A 25,084-nucleotide genomic window follows, 5' to 3' on the forward strand; every position below is an offset into this window, starting at 1 on the left:
GGAATGAAATCCGTTCAGGGGAGTGTTCTCCGATATGATGCTTGAAGCTTCAATATAAGGAGATGTTGTGAACGCGATGCCCGCCCTGTTCGTCAGTCATGGCGCCCCACCGCTCGTCGACAGCGAACTGTGGGTGTCCCAGCTGGAGAAATGGTCGTCGGACCTGCCGCGCCCCACCGCGATCCTGATCGTGTCCGCACACTGGGAATCGGCGCCGCTCACCATCGGCGCGACCACCACGGGCACTCCGTTGGTGTACGACTTCGGCGGTTTCCCGCGCCGCTTCTACGAAGTCACCTATGAGTCACCGGGCGCACCCGAACTGGCCCGCAAGGTGGCGGCGCTCATGCCCGACGACGAACCGGTGGTGCAGCAACCCCACCGCGGACTCGACCACGGCGCATACGTCCCCCTCACCGTGATGTATCCGGCCGCCGATATCCCCGTCCTGCAGATCTCGCTGCCCAGCCTCGATCCGAAACGGCTGCTGGCACTGGGGGAGCGGCTACGGCCCCTGCGCGACGAGGGGGTCTTGATCATCGGGTCGGGTTTTACCACCCACGGGCTGCCGTTCCTGAGGGATATGCGTCCGGAGGCGCCCGCGCCGGGCTGGTCCGCCGAATTCGACCACTGGACTGCCGAAAGTCTTGCCGCCGGAGACATCGATTCACTACTCGACTTCCAGCGCCGGGCACCGGGGATGCCGTATGCCCACCCGTCCACCGAGCATTTCGCGCCACTGTTCGTGACCCTCGGCGCGTCCAGTGACCCCGGTCAGCGGCCGGACCAGGTCATCGACGGTTTCTGGCTCGGTCTGGCGAAACGCTCGTTCCAGGTCGTATAGACCTGTCGACGCGCCGCAGCCACCCGCGGCGCAGACCCTCTGCTCGGTGCCTGGGATGATGGGCGCATGTCCGGCGAGCCCACCACCATTCCCTCAGCCACCACGACCGCGTCCGCCGGGGGGCGGTCCGATACGACGACCTCCCGTGCGCAGTTCAGGGCCCTCGCAGCCGAGCATCGCGTGGTCCCGGTGACCCGCAAGGTGCTCGCCGACGCGGAGACTCCGCTGTCGGCCTATCGGAAGCTCGCGGCCGACCGGCCCGGCACCTTCCTGCTCGAGTCCGCGGAGAACGGCCGGTCCTGGTCTCGCTGGTCGTTCATCGGCGCGGGGAGTCCGGCTGCGCTGACCGTCGTCGACGGTCAGGCGGCATGGTTCGGTCACGTACCCAGTGGTGCGCCATCGGGTGGGAATCCGATCGAGGTGCTCCAGGAGACCCTCTCGTTGCTGCATACGGACCGCATGCACGGCCTGCCGCCGCTCACTGGCGGCATGGTCGGTTATCTCGGCTACGACATCGTCCGTCATCTCGAGAAGCTGCCCTCGCTCGCGGTCGACGATCTTCGAATCCCCGAGATGGTCATGCTGCTGGCGACCGATCTCGCGGCGGTCGACCACCACGAGGGCACGATCTGGCTGATTGCGAACGCGGTCAACTGGGACGGCTCCGATGAGCGTGTGGACGAAGCCTACGACGATGCGCTCGCGCGACTCGACCGCATGACCGCCGACCTGGCGGCACCCGCGCGCTCGACCGTCGCCACCTTCTCGAAGCCGGAACCCGACTATCGGCGTCAGCGCACCACCGAGTCGTTCTGTGCCGACGTGCGCAAGCTCATCGGAGATATCGAAGCGGGTGAGGCATTTCAAGTCGTGCTCTCGCAGAGATTCGAAATCGATTGTGAAGCAGAGCCGTTCGACGTGTACAGAATGTTACGTGCCTCGAACCCGAGTCCGTATATGTTCCTGATGCACATCCCCGACGCCGACGGCCGAAGGGCGTTCTCTATCGTCGGATCGAGCCCCGAGGCGCTCGTGACCGTTACCGACGGCGTTGCCACCACCCATCCCATCGCAGGCACTCGCTGGCGCGGTAAGGACGAAGAGGAGGACATCCTTCTCGAGAAGGACCTCATTGCCGACGAGAAGGAGAACGCCGAGCACCTCATGCTCGTCGATCTCGGCCGCAACGACCTGGGGCGCGTGTGTGAGCCCGGCACCGTGAAAGTGCACGACTACCGGCACATCGAGCGTTACAGCCATGTCATGCATCTCGTGTCGACCGTGACGGGACATCTTGCCGAGGGCCGAGACGCCCTCGACGCGGTGACCGCATGTTTCCCCGCCGGAACGCTGTCGGGTGCGCCCAAGGTCCGCGCCATGGAACTGATCGAAGAACTCGAACCGACCCGCCGCGGCATCTACGGCGGGATCGTCGGATACCTCGACTTCGCAGGTGATGCCGACACCGCCATCGCTATCCGCTCGGCCCTCGTCAAGGACGGGGTCGCCTATGTGCAAGCCGGCGCCGGTGTGGTTGCCGATTCCGTGCCGGGGGCAGAGGACACCGAAGCGCGGAACAAGGCGATGTCCGCGCTCGCTGCGGTGGCCGCAGCGGCCACAGTGACCCCGTTCGGAGGCGACGTCGAGTGATGGACCGGGAACCTACGCAGCCGGAGCCGGCATCCGACGCAGGCGTCGGCCGGCCGGTGAGACGCCGTTCACCCACGCTGGCAGCGCTACTCCTCGTCGTAGCGGCCGCGGCCTTGTGGGCGTCGAGTCGTATGACCTGGGTGCAGGTGGACTCGGCCGACGGTCTCGGAGCCGACCGGGTCACCGACCTGGACGGCGGCACCTGGGCGGCTGCGACCACGCCGCTGGCGTTGGCATTGCTCGCCGCGGTGGCTGCGGCATTCGCGGTGCGCGGTCGCGCGGTTCGTATCGTGGCGGGCGCAGTGGCGCTGGTGGCGGTGGCGGCCGCGATTCCGGTGGTGCAGTTGTTCGGCTCGGGCGTGGATCCGGACGCTGCCGCGCGGGTTGCCGACCTCCCCGACCGGGCCACGGTGGTCGCCACCGAGATCTTCCCGTTGCCCGCAATCCTCGCGGGCCTCGGTGCGTGCGTGGCACTGGCGGCGGCTGTCGCACTGTGGCGCACCCCGAGCGCTCAGGCCGGTCTGTCCTCGAAGTACGACGCTCCGGCCGCACGCCGTGAAGCCGCCGCGCGCGGCGCCGGGGCGGACGAGCCGTTGACCGAGCGAACCCTGTGGGACAGCATCGATGCGGGGCACGATCCGACTGTCGGCGACGAGGACGACGATGCCGATAACGGCGCCGATGAGGATTCGGGCGAATCGGGGACCCGCCGCTGAGTCCTGTCCCGAGACGGACTAGGCTGGACCGTACTTCCGATGAAGTTGATCACATCGGGATTGACATGGGGCGAAAGGACTCGAGCCACGATGACAGTTCTCGACTCGATTCTCGAAGGAGTGCGCGCAGACGTCGCAGCTCGGGAGGCGGCCGTCGATTTCGCTTCCGTTAAAGCCGCCGCGGCCGCCGCGCCCTCGCCGATCGACGCCAAGGCAGCGTTGCTCGAACCGGGCATCGCGGTAATTGCCGAGGTGAAACGTGCGAGCCCGTCGAAGGGTGCGCTCGCCGATATCGGCGATCCGGCAGAGCTGGCGATGGCGTACGAGGCCGGTGGTGCACGCGCGATCAGCGTGCTGACGGAGGAGCGTCGCTTCCGCGGTAGTCTCGCCGATCTCGACGCGGTGCGTCGCGCTGTGCGTATTCCGGTGCTGCGCAAGGATTTCGTGGTTGGCCCGTACCAGATTCACGAGGCCCGCGCCCACGGCGCCGACATCGTGTTGCTGATTGTCGCCGCACTCGAACAGACCGTGCTGCACTCGCTCATCGAGCGCGTCGAATCGCTCGGGATGACCGCCCTCGTCGAAGCGCACACCGAGGAGGAGGCCGACCGCGCGCTCGAAGCCGGTGCCAGCGTCATCGGAATCAACGCGCGGAACCTGAAGACCCTCGAGGTCGACAAGAACACCTTCGGTCGCATCGCGCCCGGGCTGCCCTCCGACGTCCTCAAGATCGCCGAGTCCGGCGTTCGGGGACCGGCGGACCTGCTCGCGTACGCGGGTGCGGGGGCGGACGCAGTGCTCGTAGGTGAAGGCCTCGTCACCAGCGGCGATCCTCGTCAGGCCGTTGCGGAGCTCGTCACCGTGGGTACGCACCCGTCGTGCCCGAAGCCTGCGCGCTGAGCGTCGCCTCCGCGCGCGGTCCACACCGGCGCCGGATCCGCGCAACCCGGCGGTGAACATACGCCGGCGGTGGGGCAGACTGGTCGGGTGACTGCAGACGATCCCGCACTGTCCGCCAAGGGGCGCGGACTTCCCCTCATGAGCGAAGCTGTCTCGACTTCGACCGCGCATGAACCCGATTCCGGAGGGCATTTCGGCGTATTCGGCGGGCGCTATGTTCCCGAGGCGCTCATGGCGGTCATCGAGGAGGTCACCGCGGCGTTCGAGAAGGAGCGCACCGATCCGGGTTTTCTTACCGAACTCGACCGGTTTCAGCGCGATTACACCGGGCGTCCGTCGCCCGTCTACGAAGCCGCTCGCCTGAGTGAGCATGCCGGGGGCGCCCGCATCCTGCTCAAGCGCGAAGACCTCAACCACACCGGCTCGCACAAGATCAACAACGTGCTGGGTCAGGCGTTGCTCGCCAAGCGTATGGGCAAGACCCGCGTCATCGCCGAGACCGGAGCGGGCCAGCACGGCGTCGCGACTGCCACCGCGTGCGCCCTGCTCGGGCTCGAATGCCGCGTGTACATGGGTGAGGTCGACACCGAACGCCAGGCACTCAACGTCGCCCGTATGCGCCTGCTCGGCGCCGAGGTGATTCCCGCGAAGACCGGCTCGCGCACCCTCAAGGATGCGATCAACGAGGCGATGCGCGACTGGGTCACCAACGCCGACAACACCTACTACTGCTTCGGCACCGCTGCCGGACCGCACCCGTTCCCCGCGATGGTCCGCGATTTCCAGCGCATCATCGGGCTCGAGGCGCGCGCGCAGGTCCGCGAGCTGACCGGCCGTCTGCCCGACGCTGTCGTCGCGTGCGTCGGCGGCGGATCCAACGCGATCGGAATCTTCCACCCCTTCATCGACGACGCGTCGGTCAAGCTCGTCGGCTTCGAAGCCGGCGGCGACGGCGTCGAGACCGGCCGTCACGCCGCGACCATCGGGGGCGGTACCCACGGTGCGCTGCACGGCGCGTACTCGTACCTGTTGCAGGACGAGGACGGCCAGACCATCGAATCGCACTCGATCTCGGCGGGGCTCGACTATCCCGGCGTCGGGCCCGAGCATTCGTGGCTCAACGACAGCGGTCGTGCGGAATACCGAGCGATCACCGACGCGGAAGCGATGAACGCTTTCGGGCTGCTGTGCCGCACCGAGGGGATCATTCCTGCGATCGAGTCCGCACACGCCGTCGCGGGCGCACTGAAGCTCGGACCCGAGCTCGGAGACGGCGCGATCATCCTCGTGAACCTGTCGGGACGCGGCGACAAGGACGTCGACACCGCGGCCAAATGGTTCGGGTACCTCCCGGCCGACAACGACACCAGCACCGAAGGAGCAGCGCAGTGAGCGCCCCGCACGAACGCCTCAGCGAGATCTTCGCGACCTGCCGCGCCGAGAAGCGTGCTGCACTCGTCGGATATCTCCCCGTCGGATACCCCACGGTCGGCAAGTCGATCGAGGCCATGGGCACCCTCGTCGAGGGCGGGTGCGACCTCATCGAGGTCGGCATCCCCTACAGCGATCCGGTGATGGACGGCACCACCATTCAGGACGCCGCGTTCGAGGCGATCGCGAACGGCGTGCGAGTGCGCGACGTGTTCACGGCCGTCGAGGCCATCACCGCGGCCGGCGGTGCGGCCGTCGTCATGACCTACTGGAATCTCGTGATGAAGTACGGCGTCGAGAACTTCGCCCGCGACCTCGCGGCCGCTGGCGGACTCGGCATCATCACCCCGGACCTGATCCCGGACGAGGCCGCCGACTGGATCGCCGCGTCCGACAAATACGGACTCGGGCGCACCTTCCTCGTGGCGCCGTCGTCGACGAACGAGCGCCTGGTGAACACCCTCGAGCAGTGCCGCGGATTCGTCTACGCCACATCCACGATGGGTGTGACCGGTGCGCGCGACGCCGTCGACAATCGTGCACCCGAACTCGTCGCCCGGGTTCGTGCGCACTCCGACATCCCGGTCGGTGTCGGACTCGGTGTCCGCAACGGTGCTCAGGCCGCCGAGATCGCCGCTTATGCAGACGGTGTCATCGTCGGATCGGCGCTTGTCAGCGCTGTTGCTCAGGGGCCCGACGCGCTGCTGGCCCTGACACAGAATCTCGCGAAGGGCGTGCGCTCCGCTACCGTGGCGTCGTGACTTCGACCGCAACCGTCCTGGCCTACCTGCCCAGCCCACCACAAGGCGTCTGGTACGTGGGGCCGTTGGCCCTCCGTGCCTACGCGCTCTGCATCATCGTCGGCATCATCGTCGCGATCTGGTGGGGCGATCGCCGTTGGGTCGCCCGCGGAGGCCGGGCCGGCACGGTCCTCGACATCGCGGTGTGGGCGGTGCCCTTCGGTCTTATCGGCGGTCGCCTCTACCACGTCGCGACCGACTGGCAGAAGTACTTCGGTGAGGGCGCCGATCCCATCGATGCCTTGAAGATCTGGGAGGGTGGCCTCGGCATCTGGGGGGCGGTGGCCTTCGGCGCGGTCGGCGCCTGGATCGGCTGCCGCCGGAGGGGGATCCCGTTGCCGGCGTTCGGTGACGCCCTCGCGCCCGCGATTCTGCTCGCGCAGGCCATCGGCCGGCTCGGAAACTGGTTCAACCAGGAACTCTACGGCCGCGAGACCACGGTGCCGTGGGGCCTCGAGATCTACGAGCGCACCGACGACGCCGGCCGGAGCGCACCGGGTCTGATCGACGGCGTCTCGACCGGTGAGGTCGCGTTCGTCGTCCACCCGACGTTTCTCTACGAACTGTTGTGGAACGTGGCGATCGTCGTTCTGCTGGTGCTCGTCGATCGTAAGTTCGCGATCGGTCACGGCCGTCTATTCGCGCTCTACGTGGCAGGGTACTGCGCCGGCCGATTCTGGATCGAACTCATGCGCGCCGACACCGCGACCGAGATCGCCGGTATCCGCGTCAACACCTTCACCTCCGGCATCGTGTTCGTGCTCGCCGTCGCGTACGTGATCTTCGCGCGCAAGGGCAGGGAAGCACCCGAGACTCTCGACCCCTCTGCATCGAAGTCCGACGATGCCGCAGTGAGCAGCGCGGCGACCGGGGAAGGAGCAGCCGGTAAGGACGGGGACGCCGGTAAGGACGACACCGATACCGAGAGGACCGATCGTGGTGAGCAGCACTCGAACACGAGGGGCGAGACACCGGATCCGGACAAGTCCGATTCCGCCGGTAAGGTCGGGAACGGCACGCCCGGCACCAGCAAGGGGGAGACTCAGTGACCACACCCGATTCCGGTAACTCGGACAAGCGCGGCGACGCGTCGGAGCGCGATTCTGTCGACGGGCCGGATCTGCGTAAGAAGAGCGACTCCGCACCGCAGTCACCTCCGGAGAACTCTGCCGAGGTCACCCACGAGTTCGGCAGGACCTTCGACTACGACGCGACTGCGCAGGCATCATTGTCCGAGCAGCCGCCCACCCCGGAATCGCTCGGTGGATCCGTCGGTACGCCGGGGCCGGGGTGGGATACCTACTCGGGAATGGGCAACGGCCCGGGGTGGGGTACGACACCGAGCTACCCGCCGCCGTCGGAGAACCCGCAGTCCGACTATCCTGCGCCCGGAAGCGCCGAGTTCGGTGCAGCTGCACCACACTCGTACCCGAACGGTCCGCAGCAGGGGTTCCCGCCGCAGTACGGCACGCCGGGTCCGGTCTACGGCACTCCCGATCCGCAGTACCCGATCGGCGGCGCCCCCGGGTATTTGCCGCCGAACCCGCCCGGTGTCCCGCATGATCCCTACGGAAACCCGCAACCGTACGGTGCGTACGGACCACCGCCCGCCTACCCCGGCGGACCGGCCGGATTCGTCGATCCATCCGCACCCTACGGCCGCGATCCCTACACAGGTGAGCCGTTCTCCGACAAATCCAAGGTCACAGCGGGTCTTCTCGAGATTCTGCTCGGCGCATTCGGTGCCGGCCGCTTCTACCTCGACCAGCCCGGGATGGCGATCGCCCAGATCGCTGTCACGTGGCTGACCTGCGGTATCGGCGGCATTTGGCCGCTGATCGACGGCATCATGATGCTCACCGGCAAGGTGCGCGACAACCATGGACGTCCGCTGCAACCTTAGTGAAGCGGCTACCAGCCGGTAACCGATGCGAAATGGTGGCGCAGGATAGAGGGGACTAGGCTCGTCTCGTGACCCGACGCACCAAGATTGTTTGCACCATGGGGCCCGCGACTGCCGATCCCGATGTTCTCCGAGAACTCGTAGATGCCGGCATGAACGTGGCCCGACTCAACTTCAGCCACGGAGAACATTCAGAACACGAGGGCCACTTCAACCGTGTCCGCGCGGCCGCCGAGGCCACCGGGAACGCAGTGGGTGTCCTCGCCGACCTGCAGGGCCCGAAGATCCGTCTCGGACGCTTCGCCGAGGGGCGCACCGTGTGGGAGAACGGCGAGATCGTGCGCATCACCGTCGACGATGTCGAGGGCACGCACGATCGGGTGTCGACCACCTACAAGCAACTCGCGGCGGACGCTGTCGCGGGCGACCGGCTCCTCGTCGACGACGGCAAGGTCGGTCTCGTCGTCGAGTCCGTCGAGGGCAACGACGTGATCTGCCGCGTCACCGAGGGCGGACCGGTCAGCAACAACAAGGGCGTGTCCCTTCCCGGCATGAACGTGTCCGTTCCGGCGTTGTCGGAGAAGGACATTGCCGATCTCGAGTTCGCGCTCCGGCTCGGAGTCGATTTCATTGCCCTCTCGTTCGTCCGCTCCCCGGCGGACATCGAACTCGTGCACGAGGTCATGGACCGGGTCGGGCTTCGCCTCCCGGTCATCGCCAAGCTCGAGAAGCCCGAAGCGATCGAGAACCTCGAGGCCGTGGTTCTTGCCTTCGACGCGGTGATGGTGGCGCGCGGCGACCTCGGTGTGGAGCTTCCCCTCGAGGAGGTGCCGCTGGTGCAGAAGCGCGCCATCCAGATCGCGCGCGAGAACGCCAAGCCGGTCATCGTCGCGACACAGATGCTCGAGTCGATGATCGAGAACTCTCGGCCGACCCGCGCCGAGGCCTCGGATGTCGCCAACGCGGTGCTCGACGGTGCCGACGCGGTGATGCTTTCCGGTGAGACATCTGTCGGCAAGTTCCCGATCGAGACGGTCAAGACCATGGCGCGGATCGTCTCCGCGGTCGAGTCGGACTCGACGGACGTGCCTGCGCTGACCCACGTGCCGCGCACCAAGCGCGGCGTGATCTCCTACGCGGCGCGCGACATCGGTGAGCGCCTCGACGCGAAGGCTCTGGTGGCGTTCACCCAGTCGGGCGACACCGTTCGCCGCCTCGCGCGCCTGCACACCCGGCTGCCTCTGCTTGCGTTCACGCCCGTACCGCACATCCGCAACCAGCTCGCGCTGACATGGGGCACCGAGACGTTCTCGGTCGAACCGGTGGACACCACCGATCAGATGGTCGAACAGGTCGACCTCGCGTTGCTGTCGCTGGGCCGGTACCAGCGCGGCGACCTCGTCGTCATCGTCGCTGGCGCGCCTCCGGGACGCTCCGGGTCGACGAACCTCATCCACGTGCACCGACTGGGGGAGAAGGACACTCGGTGACAAACCATGAGTCCGCGGGGGATACTTCCCGCGACCTCGACGTGCTCCTCGGTCTGCTCGATCTCGAGCAGACCGAGGAGCACGTCTTCGTGGGGCAGCACCCGAAGCAGACCGGGTCTCGTACGTTCGGGGGTCAACTCGTCGCACAAGGGCTCATCGCCGCCGGGCGCACAGTCGGTGATCGGCCGGTGCATGCGCTCAACGCCCATTTCATCCGGGGTGGCGACGTCAAAGCACCGATCGAATATCACGTCACCTCGCATCGTGACGGCCGCGATTTCGCCAACCGCATGGTCACCGCCGTGCAGGACGACCGTGAGCTGTGCGTGATGCTCGTGGCATTCCAGCGCTGGGGTAAAGGCCTCGAACATTCCGTCGAGGTGCCCGAAGTGCCTATGCCGGAAGCTCTTCCGCCGATCGGTGACAGGCTTCGCGGCTTCGAAGAGCAGTTGCCGCACTTCGTCGGTGCACTCAAGCCCATCGACATGCGTTACGCGAACGACCCGGCGTGGGTGCTTCGGGGCACCGGTGAACGCCTGAACCACAACCGGGTGTGGATGCGCCCCGATGGCGACCTACCCGACGATCCGATGCTCCATGTCGCAACGCTCGCCTACGGGTCCGACACCACGGTGCTCGATTCGATTCTGACGACGCACGGGCTGTCGTGGGGGCTGGATCGCATCGTCGCCGCCACGGTCAATCACTCGATCTGGTTCCACCGCCCGCTGCGTTTCGACGAATGGCACCTGTACGCCACGGAATCTCCGGTGGCCGCGGGATCGCGGGGCATGGCGACGGGTCGCTACTTCACCCTCGAAGGTGAATTGGTGGCGACGGTAGTGCAGGAAGGGCTCGTGCGGCACTTCCCACGTCGCTCCTGAGTGCGATCGCCGATGCGGATCAGTCCTCGGCGATCGAGTCGAGTCCGGTCTGGGTCGGTCCGGCGTGGTCACTACTGCTGTTCCATCAGCGCATAGAAGCCCGCGGGGTCGCGGTCCGCGTACAACGCGAACCATGCGTCGAGGACCTCCGGTTCGTAGATGTCGAGCTGGTCGAATATGGCGCGCGCGAAATGGACGGGAGCAACACCGGAGGCGGTGATCAGGCCCCGATCGGCCACCGCGGGTTCGTCACGGTAGAGGGCGCTGCCTCCATAGCCGACTTCTTCGAGGAACTCGGCCGCGTTGCTGGTGTGGGTGCGATCGTCGAGTAGGCCGGCGGAGGCCAGGGCGCCGGTGGCGCCACAGATCGCAGCGACCGGGACATCTGCGTCGAGGAACTCGCGGGCCTTGCCGGTGAACGGGGCGTACGCGTCGGTATTCCAGATGTCGTTGCCCGGAAGGATCAGCATGGCGCTGTCGTGCGGCCGGAGTTCATCGACGGTCAGATCCGGGATGATCCGTAACCCTCCTCTCGTCGTGATCGGAGCGCGGGTTGCGCCGACCGTGGTGACGGCGAAACTTCCGGGGCTCTTCTGGAACTCGGGATTGTTGATTCCCGCGACGGCGTATCCGTATTCCCAGTCGGCGAGTGTGTCGTACAGGGCAAGGTGAACTGTTCGCATAATGACAGTGTCGTGCCATTGAGGCAGTGTGCTGTCAATAATTGTCGATCATCTCGGGTGCGACGTGACCCGCGCTGCAGACCAGAGCGTTCGCGTGCCGTGCGGTGCCGCGCCTGTTCCCGGTCCGAGTCCGGTAGGTCGTCGGCGAACTGGTCTACTGGGCTGCCCCCGCAATCCGATTCCCGACGCGGTGTCATCCGCATTGCACTGAGGAAAACCATGACTGTAGAAATTCAGCAGGTCAGCGAAGTCACCGAGGAGATCGTCGCCGCCTTCGCGCGTCTGGTTCCTCAACTGTCCCGCTCTGCCGCACCGGTGACGGTCGAGACGCTCCGCAACGTCGTCGGGTGCCCGGCGAACACTCTCTTCGTCGCCCGGCTGGACGGCCGCGTTGTCGGGACCTTGACCTTGGTGGTCTTCCCCATCCTGACCGGAGTCCGGGCGTGGATCGAGGATGTGGTGGTGGACGCCGAAGCGCGGGGGCAGCAGGCGGGCGCCGCGTTGACCCGTGCCGCGATGGACCGGGCAGCCGAACTCGGCGCCCGGACGGTCGATCTGACCTCGCGTGCGTCGCGGGAGGAGGCCAACCGCCTCTACCGCCGGTTGGGCTTCGAGGAGCGGGACTCCAACCTGCTTCGGTATACCCCGAGCATCCGTGTCTGATCACCTGTTGACCCACCGAGGTGGCGGCGCTGTCGAGGGATTCACCGTCGCCGGCCCTTGCATGATTGTGTTGTGACCTGGGTGATGGCATGCCTCCGGGGTGCAGGTGTCGTCGTAGCGTGTGGTGATGGTTGTGTGGGTGGTCGAGTCGGTCGACGGTGTGGACGCGACGGTTGTTGCTTTGTTGGAGTTGGCGATCGGTGGAGGCAGCGATCGCGTATCTCGGGCGTTGGAGCCGTACCGATTCGGGCGGGTGAGTGTGGCTGTAACGCGTGCTGCTGGGGATGTTGTCGGCGTGGTGGGCTACATCCCGGGCTGTGAGCGAACTGAGCTGGTGCACATCGCTACTGCCCCGCAGGTTCGTCGCTCGGGTGCGGGCGCGGCGCTGGTCGAGTGGGTGCGTGAGCACTGCGAGTCGGGGGTGGTCGAGGCGCAGACCGATGGCGAATCGCTGGGTTTCTATCGGGCGTTGGGGTTCGAAGTGGAGTCGTTGGGGGAGTTGTATCCGGGTGTCGAGCGGTTCGCAGTGACGCTGCGGCGCTGACGAGAATGGGGTGGGGCGGCGGATCTACCTGGTGAGGTGGAGTAGGGGCAGGTCTCGCCGTGATCCTGCACTGGTCTAGGCGGTGGGGGATTGCGTAGTCCTACAGTGAACGCGTGCCATCGATCAGGAACATCTCGGTAGGGCTGCCCAACCGCTCGGGGCACGTTCTCGTGCTCGAGGGTATGGACCGGGTGACCGGCGAAGCGTTTCACCGCGCGATCGGAGGTGGCATCGAATTCGGCGAGACTGCCGAGGCCGCGCTGCGACGGGAGTTCACTGAGGAACTGGGCGTCACGCTCGGAGCTGTCGAACTACTTGCAGTGGTCGAGAACATCTTCGAGTACGAGGGCAAGCCGGGACATGAGATCGCTCATGTCTTCGCGGTTGAGTCAGCAGAGATCGATGCGATTCCATTGGATGCGCGGCTGCGGGTGCTTGACGAAGGAAGCCCGATTCGATGGGTTCCGATCAGTGAGCCGCACCGACCCTTCTACCCGACCGGCGTTGCCGAGATCCTGGACGGGCTTGTGTGACGGACATGTCGGGCGGCAACGGAATTCAGCACCATTGCACGGGCCAGGTAGCAACGAGCGAGACCGTCGCGATCATCGCAGACGAGGCTTTCCCTCTGGTCGAGCGTTCATCGCGGTCGATGGCGTCGATGGGAGCGGTAAGAGCACCTGTTCGGAAGGGCTGGTCTGTACGACACCGACATCTGTCCAAGGTTGCTGCACGCCCCGGCGGATGCGCTGGTGCTATTTCTCTACGAGCTTCGCAGAGTCGTCGGCGGAGACTGCCAGCAGCCACTGATCGATAGGGACCTCGATGAGTACTCGTGGGTGTCTCGAGCGCATCGGCCGTGTCCCAGCCGTGGTGCCCGGTGAACGTCCCACCAGCCCTTTGTATCTGGGCCACTGCTTCGGCACCGTCACCGAACGCGTGCCCTGCACGACCTCGGTGTGGACACCGTCATCATCCTCGCGGGCTATCGGGTTGTCACCGACCGCGGCGCCGTCGGTCAGGTCCGCGGCAACGTCTGCAGTGCAGTGCTGGATTACCTGGCTGCCTCCAGTTCCTTTGGTCGTAGCGGTTCGGCTCACCGCAACCACGACAGCCTCGGGGCCGTGTCATCAATCAAGGCGGGAACGGTGGCGGCAGTTCGTTGTACGCGTCGGCGTTGAGTACCCGGCGGGACAGAGACGACTTGCCCCAACGTCGGTTCGCCGCCGTCGGCTTGGTCAACAGGATTTGGCGATCACGCGGGCGGTTCTATCGTGATGGCTTTTCGTGTGCGGCTGCATCGGGTGATGTAGGGCAGGTCGATCCCGTCGCGGCCGGCGAGGTCCGGGTGGCTGTCGACAAGCGCCTCGACGCGAGCGAGCACCTTCGCGCGTGACACCGGATCCATCGTGATGATGTAGCTGCGCGAGGCGACCAGATCAAGCAATCCCGAGCGGGTGAGGCGGAACGTCCATTCGAAGTCTGCACGTTCGAGTTCCGCGAATGGCGGGCCAACTATTGGATTATCGGTGCGCATATCGATCTCCTCGCTGGTGCGCATGATCTCGCCCATCTCGGCGACCCAGTCCACGCGCTCATCACGGACATTCCACAGTAGGCCGAGCTGCCCGCCGCTCCGCAGGACACGAGCCACTTCCGGCACCGCGAGAACAGGGTCGACCCAATGCCATGCCTGGGCGACCAACACGGCATCGACGGACTCGTCGTCGAGTGGGATGTGCTCTGCAGATCCGGCATGCACCGGAGTATCAGGAAGGGCGAGTGTGAACTCCTCGCGCATGCCAGCGGACGGCTCCACGGCCACGATGTCCGGGACGTGCTCGATGAGGCTGCGGGTGAGCTGACCGGATCCGGCACCGAGATCGAGCACCCGGTCCGCCCCCGTCGGCAGTAGCCACCTCACCGCCTCTGACGGATACGACGGACGCCCCGTCCGGTACGCGGATGCCGCCGCACCGAAGGAGCGTGCCTGCATCATCGAGTTCACACCGTCTCCGTTCGATCCGTTGACTGCCGACCATCTACTGGCAGCCCAGACTAAACGCGGGCTGCGCCGCGGTGCTTCTGGACACTCCCGAGCGGTGGTGTAGTCGACGCGAGTCGAAGGGGCGCCTCTGTGATCATTGCGGCCGCTTTGAATATGGTGGTCGACCGTGGCACCGCAGAAGCGTTCGACCTCACGTGTTCTCCTTGTCGACGACTGCGATCGGCTGCTGTTGTTGTGTGGCCGCGATCCACGTACACCGGGCGCGCGGTGGTGGTTCACGGTCGGTGGCGGCGTCGAAGCAGGTGAAGACCCTGTGCAGGCCGCTGTACGGGAGGTGTGGGAGGAAACCGGGCTGACGATTCCGGCGTCGCGCCTGGGCCCGGTGGTGTGGACTCGGCAGACGCTGTTCAGCGTCGATGGTCACCGCCTCGACCAGTACGAGGAGTACCGACTCGGCCGCGGCGCTTCTGAACAGGTGCTCTCTCTGGCGTTGTGTGTCGCCGGTGCCCGTTACCGTGTGCGGGTGAATGATCGCTTTCAGCTGGTACCGGCTGTCTATGTGGTGTTCCGTCGTGAGTGTGGCGGTCGTGAGCAGGTCCTGCTCCAGTTGCGCGAGGGGACCGGCTACTTGGACGGGCATTGGGCTCACGCTGCTGCGGGCCACGTCGAGCGGGGTGAGTCGGTTTTCGATGCTGCTGTTCGTGAGTGCGCTGAGGAGCTCGGAATGGTGGTTGATCCCGGTGATCTCGTGGCGCTGACTACATTGCATCGTCGGCAGCGTCCCGGTCTCTCCTACAAGGATCACCGAGTGGACTTCTTTGTCGAGTGCCGTCACTGGTCGTCCGAGCCGCGACTGATGGAGCCGGAGAAGGCGGCAGATCTGAAATGGTTCGATGGGGAGGAACTTCCGACTCCGATGGTTCCGCACGAAGGGTTTGTGCTCGACGCACTGCGCACCGGCCACCTGGAGCCCCTTCACTGCATCGGATTCTGAGCTTGTTCGTGCGCGGCGTTTTCCCCATCGGCAGGGTCGTGGCCACGATCGGTCTCGGATGCGCACGGATCCGCGCCGGAGCCTGACGGGCAGCGTTCCGATCTTCGATATGCAGTGCGGTCCCGACGAATGGGGGCCCTCCCGACGAATGAGGCAATTTGCCCTCCGGATGCTTTCGGGGCTAGCGTTGAGCACCATGTTCGGGAAAGATCGCGCGCAGTTCGTGAGCACACGCATGGTGGGCGTCGTCGCTCCCGCGTGTCGCTGTTGCCGCTGCTTCTGACAGGCCTGCGCGAGCGACCTCCCGAATGTTCTGCCTGTTCCGGCCACCGGGTTCGATCTCGGCGCCGGAATAATCCCGTGATTGCACCCGTTCTGTTCCGCGACGGTGCGACTCGGCTCGAAAGGATCCACCATGCCCGGCTCGGCAACATTGCCCATCATCGACCTCACCGACCTCGACGGCGGTAAGGACACACGCGCGGCACTCCTCGAGCGGCTGAGGATCGTCACCCACGAGATCGGATTCTTCTACCTCGCCGGACACGGTATCGACGAGACGCTTGCGCAGCGCCTCATCGCTGCATCACGCCAATTCTTCGCTCTCCCCGATGTCGACAAACTCGAGATCGAGAACTCGTACTCACCCCACTTCCGTGGGTATACCCGCGTCGGCGGCGAGCGGACTCAGGGCTACATCGACTGGCGAGAGCAACTCGACATCGGGCCCGAGCGCGCTGCGGTCACGAGTATCGACCCCGAGCGACCCTGGGACGTACTGCACGGGCCGAACCTGTGGCCGTCGCAAGTGCCGCAGCTGCGCGACCTGGCGCTGGAATGGATCGCACGCTCCAGCGACGTCGGTCTGATCCTGCTCCGCGCATGGGCCGAATCACTGGGCGCCCCAGCAGGATTCTTCGACGACGCGTTCGCCGATCCCGATCCGCTTCTCAAGATCGCCCGGTACCCAGGGCACGACCGGACCGTCACGGGTCAGGGCGTCGGCAGCCACAAGGACGTCGGTGCGCTCACCCTGCTGTACCCCGAACCCGGCAGCGGCGGATTCCAGGTCGAACGTGACGGCGAGTGGCTCGACATCGACCCGCTTCCAGGACACTTCATCGTCAACATCGGTGAACTACTCGAAGTGGCGACCGGTGGTTACCTCAAGGCCACTGTGCACCGCGTGCTGCCGCCGCCCGCAGGGTCGGACCGCGTGTCGTTACCGTTCTTCCTCAACCCCGGACTCGACAAGGCCTTGCCCACCGTCCCGCTGTCCGCAGACCTGGCCGCTGCCGCGAAAGGCGTGGGCACCGACGTCCACGGCGGTACCTTGCATTCTGTGTACGGACTCAACGCCTTGAAGTCGAGACTGCGGGCACACCCCAACGTCACCGAGCGCTACCACGCAGAACTGGCCAGTGCGTTCGTCCGGTGATTCATCGCCGGCTCCACCCGGTACCGCGCCGCGGACCGGTCTCCACCCATGGAAGGTAGAAACGATGTTCCTGCGCCGCACCGCCGCCGCATCGGCAGCTGTTGTCCTCGGTCTGGGCCTGGCGGCCTGTGGCTCCTCGGGCGGTGACGAGAACACCCTCGTGATCTCCGCGTCCTCCACCCCGCACGTCGAGATCCTCGAGCAGGTCGTGAACAGCGGTGCCCTCGGCGACTACTCGCTCGACATTCGTGAGGTCACCGGTGAGATCGACCCGAACGAGCTGCTCGCCGCCGGCGATGTCGACGCCAACTTCTTCCAACACGAGCCGTACCTCGTGGACTGGCAGAAGCAGAACGGAGTCGACGACCTCGTCGCCGTCGCCGATGTGCACCTCGAGCCGATCAGCCTCTACTCGAACAAGGTCAAATCGCTCGACGAGATCGCCGACGGCGACTCGATCGCGATCCCGCGCGACACCACGAACTACGCGCGTGCGCTGTACCTGCTCGAATCCGCCGGCCTGATCAAGATGGATGTGCCGTTCACCGAGGCCGACCTGTCCGTCGTCACCGAGGCGAATATCACCGAGAACCCGAAGAACCTGCAGTTCATCCCGATCGAGCGCCCCCAGCTCGCGCGCCAGCTCGACGACCCGCAGGTCACCGCCGCGGTGATCAACTCCAACTACGCGCTCGAAGCGGGTCTGACCCCGACCGACGATTCCATCTACACCGAAGAGGTCGAGAACAACCCGTTCTCCAACCTCCTCGTGGTCCGCGCCGAGAACGAGAACGACCCGATCGTGGTTGCGCTCGCCGACGCACTCGAATCCCCCGAGACTGCCGCCTGGATCGACGAGACCTATGCGGGTTCCGTGGTCCCGGTGCACCCGGCGAACTGATGATCGTCGTCGACTCCCTCGTCAAGACCTTCCCCGGTGCCGGTGGCGCCGGGGAGGTCGCGGCGCTGCGTGGCATCGACCTGGAGATCGGCGACGGCGAGATCTTCGGGGTCGTCGGACCGTCGGGGTCGGGCAAATCGACACTGCTGCGCTGTCTCAACCTGCTGGAGAAACCCACCTCGGGACGGATCCTGCTCGGCGGGGACGACCTGTCGACGTTGTCGGGAAGCGAGCTACGGTCGGCGCGGCGCCGCATCGGGACGGTCTTCCAGCAGTTCAACCTCCTGCACTCGCGCACCGTGGTCGGCAACATCGAGTTCCCCCTCGAAGTCGCCGGAGTCGGCAAAGCCGATCGACGGGCACGTGCCAAGGAGCTCATCGATCTCGTCGGTCTCACAGGCAAAGAGAAGTCGTACCCCTCGCAACTTTCCGGTGGACAGCAGCAACGCGTGGGTATTGCGCGCGCGCTCGCCGCCGAACCCGACGTGTTGTTGTGCGATGAAGCAACGAGCGCGCTCGATCCCGACACCACCGACCAGATCCTCGATCTCGTCGCGGAGATCAACCGCCGCCTGGGAGTCACCGTCGTCATCATCACCCACGAACTCGGCGTACTCCGGCGGGTATGCACCTCCGCGGCCAGGCTCGAAGCCGGCCGCATCGTCGAAACCGGTCGCATCGCCGATCTCGTTGCGGACCCCGGCTCGGCGCTGGGCGCCGCGATCGTACCGGTGGGCGACGATCCGTCGGCCGGGGCGATCAGCGACACTGCGCTCGTCACCGCGATCGGCGACGACGCACACGGGCCGTGGCTGTCGGAGATGATCCGCGAACTCGACACCGGCGTCGCCGTGGTCGGCGGTCGCGTCGAGAAGGTCGGCGACAGTACCGTCGGCAGGCTGCGCCTGCGTTTCGACGTCGGCGTCGATCGCGCTCGGATCGCCCGATTCGTCGACGAACGTGAGCACCTGACGCTGTCGTGGGGGACCGACACCGACCTCGAGGGGTTGTCCGAATGAACAAGACCGCCTGGTACGAGGTATTTCCCGAAGTCTGGGTCGCGACACTCGAGACGCTCTACATGGTCGGGGTCTCGTTTGTGCTCACCGTGATCGGCGGAATACTCGTCGGGATCATCCTCCAGATCACCGGTCCGACGGGGCTGTGGCCACAGCCGCTGATCAACGGTGTACTCGGGGTGGTCGTCAACCTGTTCCGCTCGCTGCCGTTCCTGATCCTGCTCATCGCCCTGATCGGCGTGACCCGGTTCATCGTCGGCACCGCGATCGGACCCACCGCCGCGATTGTGCCACTGACGATCGGCGCAATCCCGTTCTTCGCGCGCATCGTCGAATCCGCGTTGCGCGAAGTGCCCCGCGGACGCGTTGAGGCGGCGGAGGTGATGGGTGCGACGAACACGCAGATCGTGCGCAAGGTGTTGCTTCCGGAGGCGACGACCGCGCTCGTGTCCGGCGCGACACTCACCCTGGTCCTACTCGTCGGATACTCGGCGATGGCGGGTGTGATCGGGGCAGGCGGTCTCGGCGACTTCGCGCTCGTCTACGGCTACCAGCGCTTCAACACCCCGGTGCTGCTCGTCGCCGTGGTCGTGCTGATCGTGATGGTGCAGATCATGCAGTCGATCGGCGACACGATCATCAGACGAATGGCACACCGACGTTGATGCTCGGATGAACACCACACATAGGCAGTTCGATTCGCGGATCCGATTCGACTGGGGTGCGACGGGCGCCGCTGCGATCGCGGACACAGCGGATGTCGCGGTCGTGGTGGATGTCCTGTCGTTCACCACGACGCTGTCCGTCGCGCTCGACGCAGGCATCGAGGTTCTGCCGTACCGCTGGAGGGACGAGACCGCGGCGGACTACGCGGCCGCACACGACGCCGCGCTCGCGGTGCGGCGCAGTGAAGGCACCGAAGGCACGGTGAGTCTGTCGCCCGGCACGATCCGCGCGGCCCGCGGAATCGAGCGGCTGGTGTTGCCGTCGCCGAACGGATCGTCGATCGCCTACACACTGCAGTCGGCGACGTCGATATGTCTCGGTGCGTCGCTGCGGAACTTCCATGCCGTGGCCGAGTGGATCACGCGGCAGCATCCGACCGCTGTGGTCGCTGTCGTCGCGGCGGGGGAGAAGTGGCCTGACGGCTCTTTGCGGCCGGCAGTGGAAGATCTGTGGGGCGCGGGCGCGGTGATCGCCGAATTGGTGGAGACATGCGGACCGCAGTCGTTGTCACCCGAAGCCGATCAAGCGCGCTGCGCATGGGCCGCAATCGCCGATCGAGTCACCGGTGCCCTCCGCGACTGTGCTTCGGGTCGAGAACTCGCCTCGATCGGATTCGCTGACGACGTTGCGATCGCCTCGGAGGTGCGAGGCAGCACGTGCGTTCCGACACTTCACGATCACCGGTTCGTCGATGCCTCGAGTACCGGGTGTGCACGATGAGGATCTCCGTCACCAGGCGATGATGGTCCGGTCGGCAAGCTCGGTTCGAGTGGGCGGAGTGATAGGGCAGGAGCCCACGCGTATGTCAGCGTCAGCTGAGTCCGCCGGAACCTGTGGTCGCGTCCGCGGCACCGCTGGAACCCGCGGTCGCGTCTGCGCCGCCGTCGATTGCTCCGGTGGTGGACCAGCGACGTAGTCGGTTCGCTCGGAGCTGGAAGTTGTTGGCGACCATGGGAGTTCTGCTCGTATTGGTCGCGACTGTTCTCGTGGCAACCCAGTTCTCGCCGTTCGATTCGAATGAGTCGTCCGCGTCGGCGACCTATTCCACAACGATGCTGGGTGCCGACGGAGTCGAGTACACGGTGTCGGGAAGCCTTCTGGAGAAATATTCCGCAGCGACCGCGCCTCAGAAGGCGGACCTCGGACAGCCGTTGGGTGCCGAGAAGACCAACCCTGACGGAAAATACCAGTGGTTCGTCGGTGGTGTGATCATTCAAAAGGACGGTAACCCGCCGTATATCGTCTGGGGCGAGATACGCAACAAGTGGAACGTGCTCGGTGGAAGTCAGGGGGCACTGGGCTACCCGACGAGCGATGAGATCGATATCGATGGAGTGAAGGTCAGTGCCTTCGAGAACGGCACGATCACTTTCGACGACGGCATCGTCACCGTCCGCTGATCACCACACCAGGGTTTCACCGCCCACGCGAACTCGGCCGAAGAAGCGTTTACCGATATCCGCGCCGTCGCGGTTGTATCGGTTCATGAGGTCGGCGAGTTCGTCGACGAGCGCTCGTAGTGCTGGGCCGACGGTCGCGATGCCGTATTCCGGAACCCATCCCCATTCCTGCGGGACGTTGTCGAGAGCGATGACGATCTCGGAATCATGGGGAGCCGAGACCGTGTAGATGATCTCGGCGGGGGCATCGGCGATCGGGTCGGACATGGCGGGTTGTCCTGATTGCGTCGACGTTGTGAAGGCCACGCGCGTGAGTGCGATGTCCTCACGGATCATCTCGGCTATGCGCGACACGCTCGCGTGTCGGCCGGCACGGTGGTGCCTCGTGCCGTATGTCCGGTCGCCGGATCCCTGCGGGATGCGCGTGGTGGTCAGGATCCGGTCGAGCATGCGCTGCGCCGCGGCGCGTTCACCGTCGCCGGTACGAGGATGGTCGATCAGTGCTCGCAGACGCACTATTCGCATGCTCACGTTCCCGGCCATGCACGAAGACTATCGCGAGACCGTACCGAGGTCCGCGGACGCACCGCCCCCGCAGGGGACGAGAAGCGGGTTGCGACAATATCTGTCATGAGCAGTTCCCGCGGGGTGGAGGACGCCGACGACATTCGGTCGTGGTTCGTCGAACGATTCGCCGACTACTGGCAGACAGGTGGAGCATCGAGAATCGAAGGGCGCATCGCGGGATACCTCCTCGTCGACGAATCCGGTGGGGTCAGTGCCGACGAACTCGCCCGCGCTCTGGGAACCAGTCGAGGCTCGGTATCGACGTACACACGGCGTCTCGTCGCGCGCGGGTTCGTGCAGCGGGTCCGCCGCACGGGCGAGCGCGCTCACTTCTTCGTGATGGCCGACGACGTCTGGGGCGGCTTCCTCGACATCGAGGAAGAGTATCTGCGTAGCCAACGGGCCCTCGCCGAGGAAGCGCTCGCGCGGGTGAACCCGGAATCGGCAGCGCATGTCCGGGTCGAGAACATGCGCGACTACATGGGCTGGCTGCTGGACAACCGCAAACTCGGTGCCGAGTGGAAGCGGTTCAAGGCGGCACGCGACGACGAAAGAGGGTGAGGCGGAGCAAAGTCCGCCTCACCCTCTCGGTGTGCCGGCCGGCTACCGGTCGAGCTTCGCAATAGCCTCGTCGATCAGCGGAACGTAACGGTCGAGGGCCCACGGCACCGTGAGCGGGTTGATGATCGACGACCCGGTGACGAACGGCTGTTCTTCGGGAGCCACGATCGAACCCCGCGAGATTGCCGGGATCTGCTGGTAGACCGGCTGTGCCTCGATCTCGGCGCGATTGCCGGGATCGCTGTAGAAGGTGAAGATCAGGTCGGAGTCGGCGAGCAGATGCGCGTTCTCGAGTCCGATGACCGACGAGTCGGTGCCCTCGGTCTCCTCGAGGGTGTCCACGACCGGGTCGACGGTGAGTCCGAGTCCACGGACCATCGCGACACGCTGCTCGTCTGCGAGGAACACGCCGAGCGTCGCGGGGCCGGTGTTGTAGATGTAGGAGAAGCTCACGTCCTGGTATTCGGGATGCTCGGCGGCTGCATCTGCGAACGTGTCGTCGATCTCGGTGATGAGGTCGAGGGCCTCGTCGTGCTTACCCATCGCGGTGCCGATCGTCTCGATCTGCTCCTGCCAGGTGATGGTCCAGGGCAGTTCCGGGTAGGCGACGGTCGGTGCGATGCCCTCGAGCATGTCGTACTGATCCTGGGTGACTCCGGACCACGGAGCGAGGATCAGATCGGGTTCCAGCGCTGCGATCGCTTCGATATCGACTTCCGTTCCGCCGGTGAACTGGGCGGGTAGTTCTTCGCCGCGCTCGGTCAGTTCTTCGTGGATCCACGGCAGATAACCGGTCTCGTCGCTGCCCCACGGGTACTCTTCGATACCCACCGGGACCGTGCCGAGTGCGATCACTGTCTCCGCGGATCCCATTCCGAGCGTGACGATGCGTTCGGGGGCCTCGGTGATCTCGGCAGTGCCGAGAGCGTGTTCGATGGTCACCGGTTCGAAGTCGCCGGACGCGGCAGTGTCGGATCCGCTGTCACCGCTCGAGCATGCCCCGAGCAGGAGTGCACCGGCTGCGACCATCGCGATGAGCTGGGGCCGGCGCAGGGCACGGCCGAGTCTGTTGTGCATGGATACCTTTCGACGGGGCGGGGCGAGGGGACGTCCCACCGAACTGTCGGGTCAGCCTAGCCTTACCTAGCTATGACTTTCAAAAATTCTGAAACTTCAGGCGGCGGACGAGTCCTCGGCACCTTCCTCACCTAGGGTGAACCCGGCACAGACAGGAGATTCGGTGGACAAGCTGCACCAGGCGGTGCGCGGAAACGCGCTGATGTGGCAGATCCTGCGTCGACACCGCGCACGCATGACCGTTGCCGTGGTGCTGTGCGGACTGCACCAGTTGTTCGAGGCGCTCGTCCCGGTCGCCATCGGCGCGATCGTCGCGAACGCAATCGCCCCAGGCGACCGGACCGCGATGGTGGGCTGGTTGATCGCACTCGCATTGCTGTTCACTGCCCTCACCTACTCCTGGCGTCTCGGCGCGCGCCTCGTCGTTGCAGCGATGGAAGGCGAAGGCCACCGGCTCCGCGTCGAGGTCACCGACACCCTCCTGCGCCCGCGCGGTGTCCGCACCGAGATGCGCGCGGGAGAACTGCTCTCCGTTGCCACCTCGGACGCCGATCGCACAACATGGATCCTCGACCTCGTCGCCCGGGCTGTTGCGAGCGCGGTCGCGGTGATCGCGACGGCAGTGATCCTGTTCGTGATCGATGTGCCGCTCGGGCTCGGCGTTCTCGTCGGCACCGCCGCGCTCCTGGCGGCACTGCACTTCGCCGCACCTGTCATCGCACACCGTACGGCCGAGCAGCAGGCCCGCATCGGAACCGCGTCGGCCGTCGCGACAGACCTCGTCACCGGACTGCGTCCGCTGCGCGGCATCGGCGGTGAGACCGAAGCAGGGCAGCGATTCCGTGCTGTCAGCGCCGACGCGCTGACCGCCACGCTCAGCGCGGCGAAGGTCCGCTCGCTGTTCGCGGGTGTCTCCACCGCCTCGAGCGCATTGCTTGCCGTAGCGGTCGCAGGCTGGGCGGGGTGGCTGGCACTCAGCGGCCGGATCGGCCTCGCCGAGGTGATCACGGTCGTGGGCCTTGCTCAATTCCTGATAGAGCCGCTCACTACGTTGGCTCGGGTCCCAGCGATCGTCGCAGCGTCACGCGGGTCGGCCGACCGCGTGGCGCGCGTGCTCGATAGCGCGCCGCTGCTGCACCCCGGCAACAACGACGTGACCCACAGTGAGCGGGGGCCGGTACTCGAACTCGCCGATCTCCGGTACCGGACGCTCGAGGGTCTCGACCTCACCGTCGAACGCGGTGAGTTCGTCGGAATCGTGGCGTACCGGCCGGAGGACGCCGACGCAGTGTTCGCGCTGCTGTCCTCGCAGGTCCCTGCTGACGACTACAGCGGCACGTTCACTGTCGGATCGGTGCCCGCCCGCGATCTTCCGATCGAGCTGGCCCGCACCCTGATCCTTGCCGAACCGCACGATACGTTCCTGTTCGCGGGCACCCTGGGATCCAACATCACCGCGGGACGTGGTCCTTCCACGTCGGTCGACCTCGAACGCGCGCTCGACGCATCCGCTGCCCGCGACGTCGTGGACCTGCATGCCGCCGGACTCGATCACCCGGTCGGCGACGACGGCACGACGCTGTCCGGCGGTCAGCGGCAGCGCATCGCACTGGCGCGGGCGCTCGTCGCCGACCCGCCGGTGCTTGTCCTGCACGACCCCACCACCGCGGTGGACTCGGTCACCGAATCGAACATCGCGGAGGGCCTCCTCGAACTCCGGCACGGAACTGACCCGCGTACCACGATCGTCCTCACCTCGAGCCCCGCGTTTCTCGCCGCCGCCGACCGTGTCGTCGTGATCGACGACGGTCGCGCGGTCGTCACCGAGACTCATCACCGACTCGCCGAGACCGACGCGGTGTACCAGGCGGCGGTCATTCGATGA

28 protein-coding genes are annotated in these 25,084 nt (G+C 66.0%); 22 read left to right on the forward strand and 6 right to left on the reverse strand.

All coding sequences use genetic code 11. The features are described from left to right. Window positions 1-76: 76 nt before the first annotated feature. From HCA61_RS03325 to HCA61_RS03370, 10 genes are all read left to right on the forward strand, one after another. A complete protein-coding gene (locus tag HCA61_RS03325; RefSeq protein WP_169686863.1) occupies window positions 77-844 on the forward strand; it encodes a class III extradiol ring-cleavage dioxygenase in 768 nt (255 codons plus the stop codon). 66 nt (window positions 845-910) lie between these two features. Continuing rightward, window positions 911-2,494, forward strand: a complete 1,584-nt coding sequence (locus tag HCA61_RS03330; protein WP_169686596.1) for an anthranilate synthase component I — start codon at window positions 911-913, stop codon at window positions 2,492-2,494. Further along, on the forward strand, window positions 2,494-3,210 hold the full coding sequence (locus HCA61_RS03335) for a TIGR02234 family membrane protein (protein ID WP_169686598.1): 717 nt from the start codon (window positions 2,494-2,496) through the stop codon (window positions 3,208-3,210). The genes HCA61_RS03330 and HCA61_RS03335 overlap by 1 nt, the downstream gene beginning before the upstream one ends. Window positions 3,211-3,300: 90 nt before the next feature. Next, window positions 3,301-4,110 (forward strand): indole-3-glycerol phosphate synthase TrpC, encoded by an 810-nt coding sequence (gene trpC, locus HCA61_RS03340; RefSeq protein ID WP_169686601.1) that lies wholly within the window; start codon window positions 3,301-3,303, stop codon window positions 4,108-4,110. 138 nt (window positions 4,111-4,248) lie between these two features. Further along, entirely contained in the window at window positions 4,249-5,502 is a 1,254-nt protein-coding gene (gene trpB / locus HCA61_RS03345) for a tryptophan synthase subunit beta (RefSeq protein ID WP_169686864.1), read from the forward strand. Further along, complete coding sequence (gene trpA, locus HCA61_RS03350) at window positions 5,499-6,302, forward strand: tryptophan synthase subunit alpha (protein ID WP_346777471.1); 804 nt, start codon at window positions 5,499-5,501, stop codon at window positions 6,300-6,302. Before trpB ends, trpA begins: the two co-directional genes overlap by 4 nt. Continuing rightward, the gene (gene lgt, locus HCA61_RS03355) at window positions 6,299-7,390 is read left to right on the forward strand and encodes a prolipoprotein diacylglyceryl transferase (RefSeq protein WP_169686605.1); all 1,092 of its coding nucleotides are present in this window, start codon (window positions 6,299-6,301) and stop codon (window positions 7,388-7,390) included. Before trpA ends, lgt begins: the two co-directional genes overlap by 4 nt. A 71-nt stretch (window positions 7,391-7,461) precedes the next feature. Continuing rightward, on the forward strand, window positions 7,462-8,244 hold the full coding sequence (locus HCA61_RS03360) for a TM2 domain-containing protein (protein ID WP_206039629.1): 783 nt from the start codon (window positions 7,462-7,464) through the stop codon (window positions 8,242-8,244). 68 nt (window positions 8,245-8,312) lie between these two features. Beyond that, window positions 8,313-9,734: a pyruvate kinase gene (gene pyk, locus HCA61_RS03365; RefSeq protein ID WP_169686610.1), complete on the forward strand. Its 1,422-nt coding sequence runs from the start codon at window positions 8,313-8,315 to the stop codon at window positions 9,732-9,734. Further along, complete coding sequence (locus HCA61_RS03370; RefSeq protein ID WP_169686612.1) at window positions 9,731-10,618, forward strand: acyl-CoA thioesterase II; 888 nt, start codon at window positions 9,731-9,733, stop codon at window positions 10,616-10,618. Before pyk ends, HCA61_RS03370 begins: the two co-directional genes overlap by 4 nt. 71 nt (window positions 10,619-10,689) lie before the next feature. Here the strand turns inward: HCA61_RS03370 and HCA61_RS03375 are convergent, their stop codons facing one another. Further along, window positions 10,690-11,301, reverse strand: coding sequence for a DJ-1/PfpI family protein (locus tag HCA61_RS03375; protein ID WP_169686614.1), 612 nt, complete (start codon window positions 11,299-11,301; stop codon window positions 10,690-10,692). Window positions 11,302-11,400: 99 nt separating this feature from the next. Here HCA61_RS03375 and HCA61_RS03380 point away from each other — a divergent pair, with 99 nt between their 5' ends. From HCA61_RS03380 to HCA61_RS03390, 3 genes are all read left to right on the forward strand, one after another. Further along, window positions 11,401-11,964, forward strand: coding sequence for a GNAT family N-acetyltransferase (locus HCA61_RS03380; RefSeq protein ID WP_346777472.1), 564 nt, complete (start codon window positions 11,401-11,403; stop codon window positions 11,962-11,964). Between the two features lie 127 nt (window positions 11,965-12,091). Beyond that, window positions 12,092-12,508, forward strand: a complete 417-nt coding sequence (locus HCA61_RS03385) for a GNAT family N-acetyltransferase (protein WP_169686618.1) — start codon at window positions 12,092-12,094, stop codon at window positions 12,506-12,508. 113 nt (window positions 12,509-12,621) lie between these two features. Further along, the gene (locus HCA61_RS03390; protein ID WP_169686620.1) at window positions 12,622-13,041 is read left to right on the forward strand and encodes an NUDIX domain-containing protein; all 420 of its coding nucleotides are present in this window, start codon (window positions 12,622-12,624) and stop codon (window positions 13,039-13,041) included. A gap of 222 nt (window positions 13,042-13,263) precedes the next feature. Here the strand turns inward: HCA61_RS03390 and HCA61_RS03395 are convergent, their stop codons facing one another. Together HCA61_RS03395 and HCA61_RS03400 are read right to left on the reverse strand one after the other, a co-directional pair. Further along, a complete protein-coding gene (locus HCA61_RS03395; protein WP_169686623.1) occupies window positions 13,264-13,608 on the reverse strand; it encodes a hypothetical protein in 345 nt (114 codons plus the stop codon). Window positions 13,609-13,763: 155 nt separating this feature from the next. Next, the gene (locus HCA61_RS03400; protein ID WP_169686865.1) at window positions 13,764-14,507 is read right to left on the reverse strand and encodes a class I SAM-dependent methyltransferase; all 744 of its coding nucleotides are present in this window, start codon (window positions 14,505-14,507) and stop codon (window positions 13,764-13,766) included. A 175-nt stretch (window positions 14,508-14,682) separates the two neighbouring features. On the opposite strand from HCA61_RS03400, the gene HCA61_RS26730 reads away from it, so the two are divergent. From HCA61_RS26730 to HCA61_RS03435, 6 genes are all read left to right on the forward strand, one after another. Then, window positions 14,683-15,510 carry an NUDIX domain-containing protein gene (locus HCA61_RS26730; protein ID WP_346777473.1) on the forward strand — a complete coding sequence of 276 codons (828 nt, stop codon included), beginning with the start codon at window positions 14,683-14,685 and terminating at the stop codon, window positions 15,508-15,510. Between the two features lie 415 nt (window positions 15,511-15,925). Beyond that, window positions 15,926-16,948, forward strand: a complete 1,023-nt coding sequence (locus HCA61_RS03415) for an isopenicillin N synthase family oxygenase (RefSeq protein ID WP_169686625.1) — start codon at window positions 15,926-15,928, stop codon at window positions 16,946-16,948. Between the two features lie 64 nt (window positions 16,949-17,012). Next, window positions 17,013-17,849: a MetQ/NlpA family ABC transporter substrate-binding protein gene (locus tag HCA61_RS03420; protein ID WP_169686627.1), complete on the forward strand. Its 837-nt coding sequence runs from the start codon at window positions 17,013-17,015 to the stop codon at window positions 17,847-17,849. Continuing rightward, complete coding sequence (locus tag HCA61_RS03425) at window positions 17,849-18,868, forward strand: methionine ABC transporter ATP-binding protein (protein ID WP_169686629.1); 1,020 nt, start codon at window positions 17,849-17,851, stop codon at window positions 18,866-18,868. The genes HCA61_RS03420 and HCA61_RS03425 overlap by 1 nt, the downstream gene beginning before the upstream one ends. Next, window positions 18,865-19,533 carry a methionine ABC transporter permease gene (locus HCA61_RS03430; RefSeq protein WP_169686631.1) on the forward strand — a complete coding sequence of 223 codons (669 nt, stop codon included), beginning with the start codon at window positions 18,865-18,867 and terminating at the stop codon, window positions 19,531-19,533. Before HCA61_RS03425 ends, HCA61_RS03430 begins: the two co-directional genes overlap by 4 nt. Before the next feature lie 7 nt (window positions 19,534-19,540). After that, entirely contained in the window at window positions 19,541-20,314 is a 774-nt protein-coding gene (locus HCA61_RS03435; RefSeq protein ID WP_169686633.1) for a 2-phosphosulfolactate phosphatase, read from the forward strand. A gap of 91 nt (window positions 20,315-20,405) precedes the next feature. Here the strand turns inward: HCA61_RS03435 and HCA61_RS03440 are convergent, their stop codons facing one another. Further along, window positions 20,406-20,546 carry a hypothetical protein gene (locus HCA61_RS03440; RefSeq protein WP_169686635.1) on the reverse strand — a complete coding sequence of 47 codons (141 nt, stop codon included), beginning with the start codon at window positions 20,544-20,546 and terminating at the stop codon, window positions 20,406-20,408. Here HCA61_RS03440 and HCA61_RS03445 point away from each other — a divergent pair. Then, window positions 20,545-20,994 carry a hypothetical protein gene (locus HCA61_RS03445; RefSeq protein ID WP_240958887.1) on the forward strand — a complete coding sequence of 150 codons (450 nt, stop codon included), beginning with the start codon at window positions 20,545-20,547 and terminating at the stop codon, window positions 20,992-20,994. The genes HCA61_RS03440 and HCA61_RS03445 overlap by 2 nt on opposite strands. On the opposite strand, the gene HCA61_RS03450 is transcribed toward HCA61_RS03445, so the two are convergent. Beyond that, window positions 20,995-21,537 carry a hypothetical protein gene (locus tag HCA61_RS03450; RefSeq protein WP_169686637.1) on the reverse strand — a complete coding sequence of 181 codons (543 nt, stop codon included), beginning with the start codon at window positions 21,535-21,537 and terminating at the stop codon, window positions 20,995-20,997. Between the two features lie 87 nt (window positions 21,538-21,624). Between HCA61_RS03450 and HCA61_RS03455 the strand changes: the two genes are divergently transcribed. Then, window positions 21,625-22,122 (forward strand): MarR family transcriptional regulator, encoded by a 498-nt coding sequence (locus HCA61_RS03455; protein ID WP_169686639.1) that lies wholly within the window; start codon window positions 21,625-21,627, stop codon window positions 22,120-22,122. Window positions 22,123-22,164: 42 nt separating this feature from the next. On the opposite strand, the gene HCA61_RS03460 is transcribed toward HCA61_RS03455, so the two are convergent. Next, window positions 22,165-23,199, reverse strand: a complete 1,035-nt coding sequence (locus HCA61_RS03460) for an iron-siderophore ABC transporter substrate-binding protein (RefSeq protein ID WP_169686642.1) — start codon at window positions 23,197-23,199, stop codon at window positions 22,165-22,167. Window positions 23,200-23,362: 163 nt separating this feature from the next. On the opposite strand from HCA61_RS03460, the gene HCA61_RS03465 reads away from it, so the two are divergent. Next, window positions 23,363-25,084 carry an ABC transporter ATP-binding protein gene (locus tag HCA61_RS03465; RefSeq protein WP_346777474.1) on the forward strand — a complete coding sequence of 574 codons (1,722 nt, stop codon included), beginning with the start codon at window positions 23,363-23,365 and terminating at the stop codon, window positions 25,082-25,084.

The sequence above is a fragment of the Rhodococcus sp. HNM0563 genome (assembly GCF_012726195.1).
GTDB lineage: Bacteria > Actinomycetota > Actinomycetes > Mycobacteriales > Mycobacteriaceae > Rhodococcus.

Bases quoted from the DNA above. Each gene is read 5' to 3' on its own strand.
- HCA61_RS03325 (WP_169686863.1), top strand. From the start codon at position 77: ATGCCCGCCCTGTTCGTCAGTCATGGCGCCCCACCGCTCGTCGACAGC.
- HCA61_RS03330 (WP_169686596.1), top strand. From the start codon at position 911: ATGTCCGGCGAGCCCACCACCATTCCCTCAGCCACCACGACCGCGTCC.
- HCA61_RS03335 (WP_169686598.1), top strand. From the start codon at position 2,494: ATGGACCGGGAACCTACGCAGCCGGAGCCGGCATCCGACGCAGGCGTC.
- trpC (WP_169686601.1), top strand. From the start codon at position 3,301: ATGACAGTTCTCGACTCGATTCTCGAAGGAGTGCGCGCAGACGTCGCA.
- trpB (WP_169686864.1), top strand. From the start codon at position 4,249: ATGAGCGAAGCTGTCTCGACTTCGACCGCGCATGAACCCGATTCCGGA.
- HCA61_RS03375 (WP_169686614.1), bottom strand. From the start codon at position 11,301: ATGCGAACAGTTCACCTTGCCCTGTACGACACACTCGCCGACTGGGAA.
- HCA61_RS03385 (WP_169686618.1), top strand. From the start codon at position 12,092: ATGGTTGTGTGGGTGGTCGAGTCGGTCGACGGTGTGGACGCGACGGTT.
- HCA61_RS03400 (WP_169686865.1), bottom strand. From the start codon at position 14,507: ATGATGCAGGCACGCTCCTTCGGTGCGGCGGCATCCGCGTACCGGACG.
- HCA61_RS03415 (WP_169686625.1), top strand. From the start codon at position 15,926: ATGCCCGGCTCGGCAACATTGCCCATCATCGACCTCACCGACCTCGAC.
- HCA61_RS03420 (WP_169686627.1), top strand. From the start codon at position 17,013: ATGTTCCTGCGCCGCACCGCCGCCGCATCGGCAGCTGTTGTCCTCGGT.
- HCA61_RS03425 (WP_169686629.1), top strand. From the start codon at position 17,849: ATGATCGTCGTCGACTCCCTCGTCAAGACCTTCCCCGGTGCCGGTGGC.
- HCA61_RS03430 (WP_169686631.1), top strand. From the start codon at position 18,865: ATGAACAAGACCGCCTGGTACGAGGTATTTCCCGAAGTCTGGGTCGCG.
- HCA61_RS03435 (WP_169686633.1), top strand. From the start codon at position 19,541: ATGAACACCACACATAGGCAGTTCGATTCGCGGATCCGATTCGACTGG.
- HCA61_RS03445 (WP_240958887.1), top strand. From the start codon at position 20,545: ATGGGAGTTCTGCTCGTATTGGTCGCGACTGTTCTCGTGGCAACCCAG.
- HCA61_RS03440 (WP_169686635.1), bottom strand. From the start codon at position 20,546: ATGGTCGCCAACAACTTCCAGCTCCGAGCGAACCGACTACGTCGCTGG.
- HCA61_RS03450 (WP_169686637.1), bottom strand. From the start codon at position 21,537: ATGGCCGGGAACGTGAGCATGCGAATAGTGCGTCTGCGAGCACTGATC.
- HCA61_RS03455 (WP_169686639.1), top strand. From the start codon at position 21,625: ATGAGCAGTTCCCGCGGGGTGGAGGACGCCGACGACATTCGGTCGTGG.
- HCA61_RS03460 (WP_169686642.1), bottom strand. From the start codon at position 23,199: ATGCACAACAGACTCGGCCGTGCCCTGCGCCGGCCCCAGCTCATCGCG.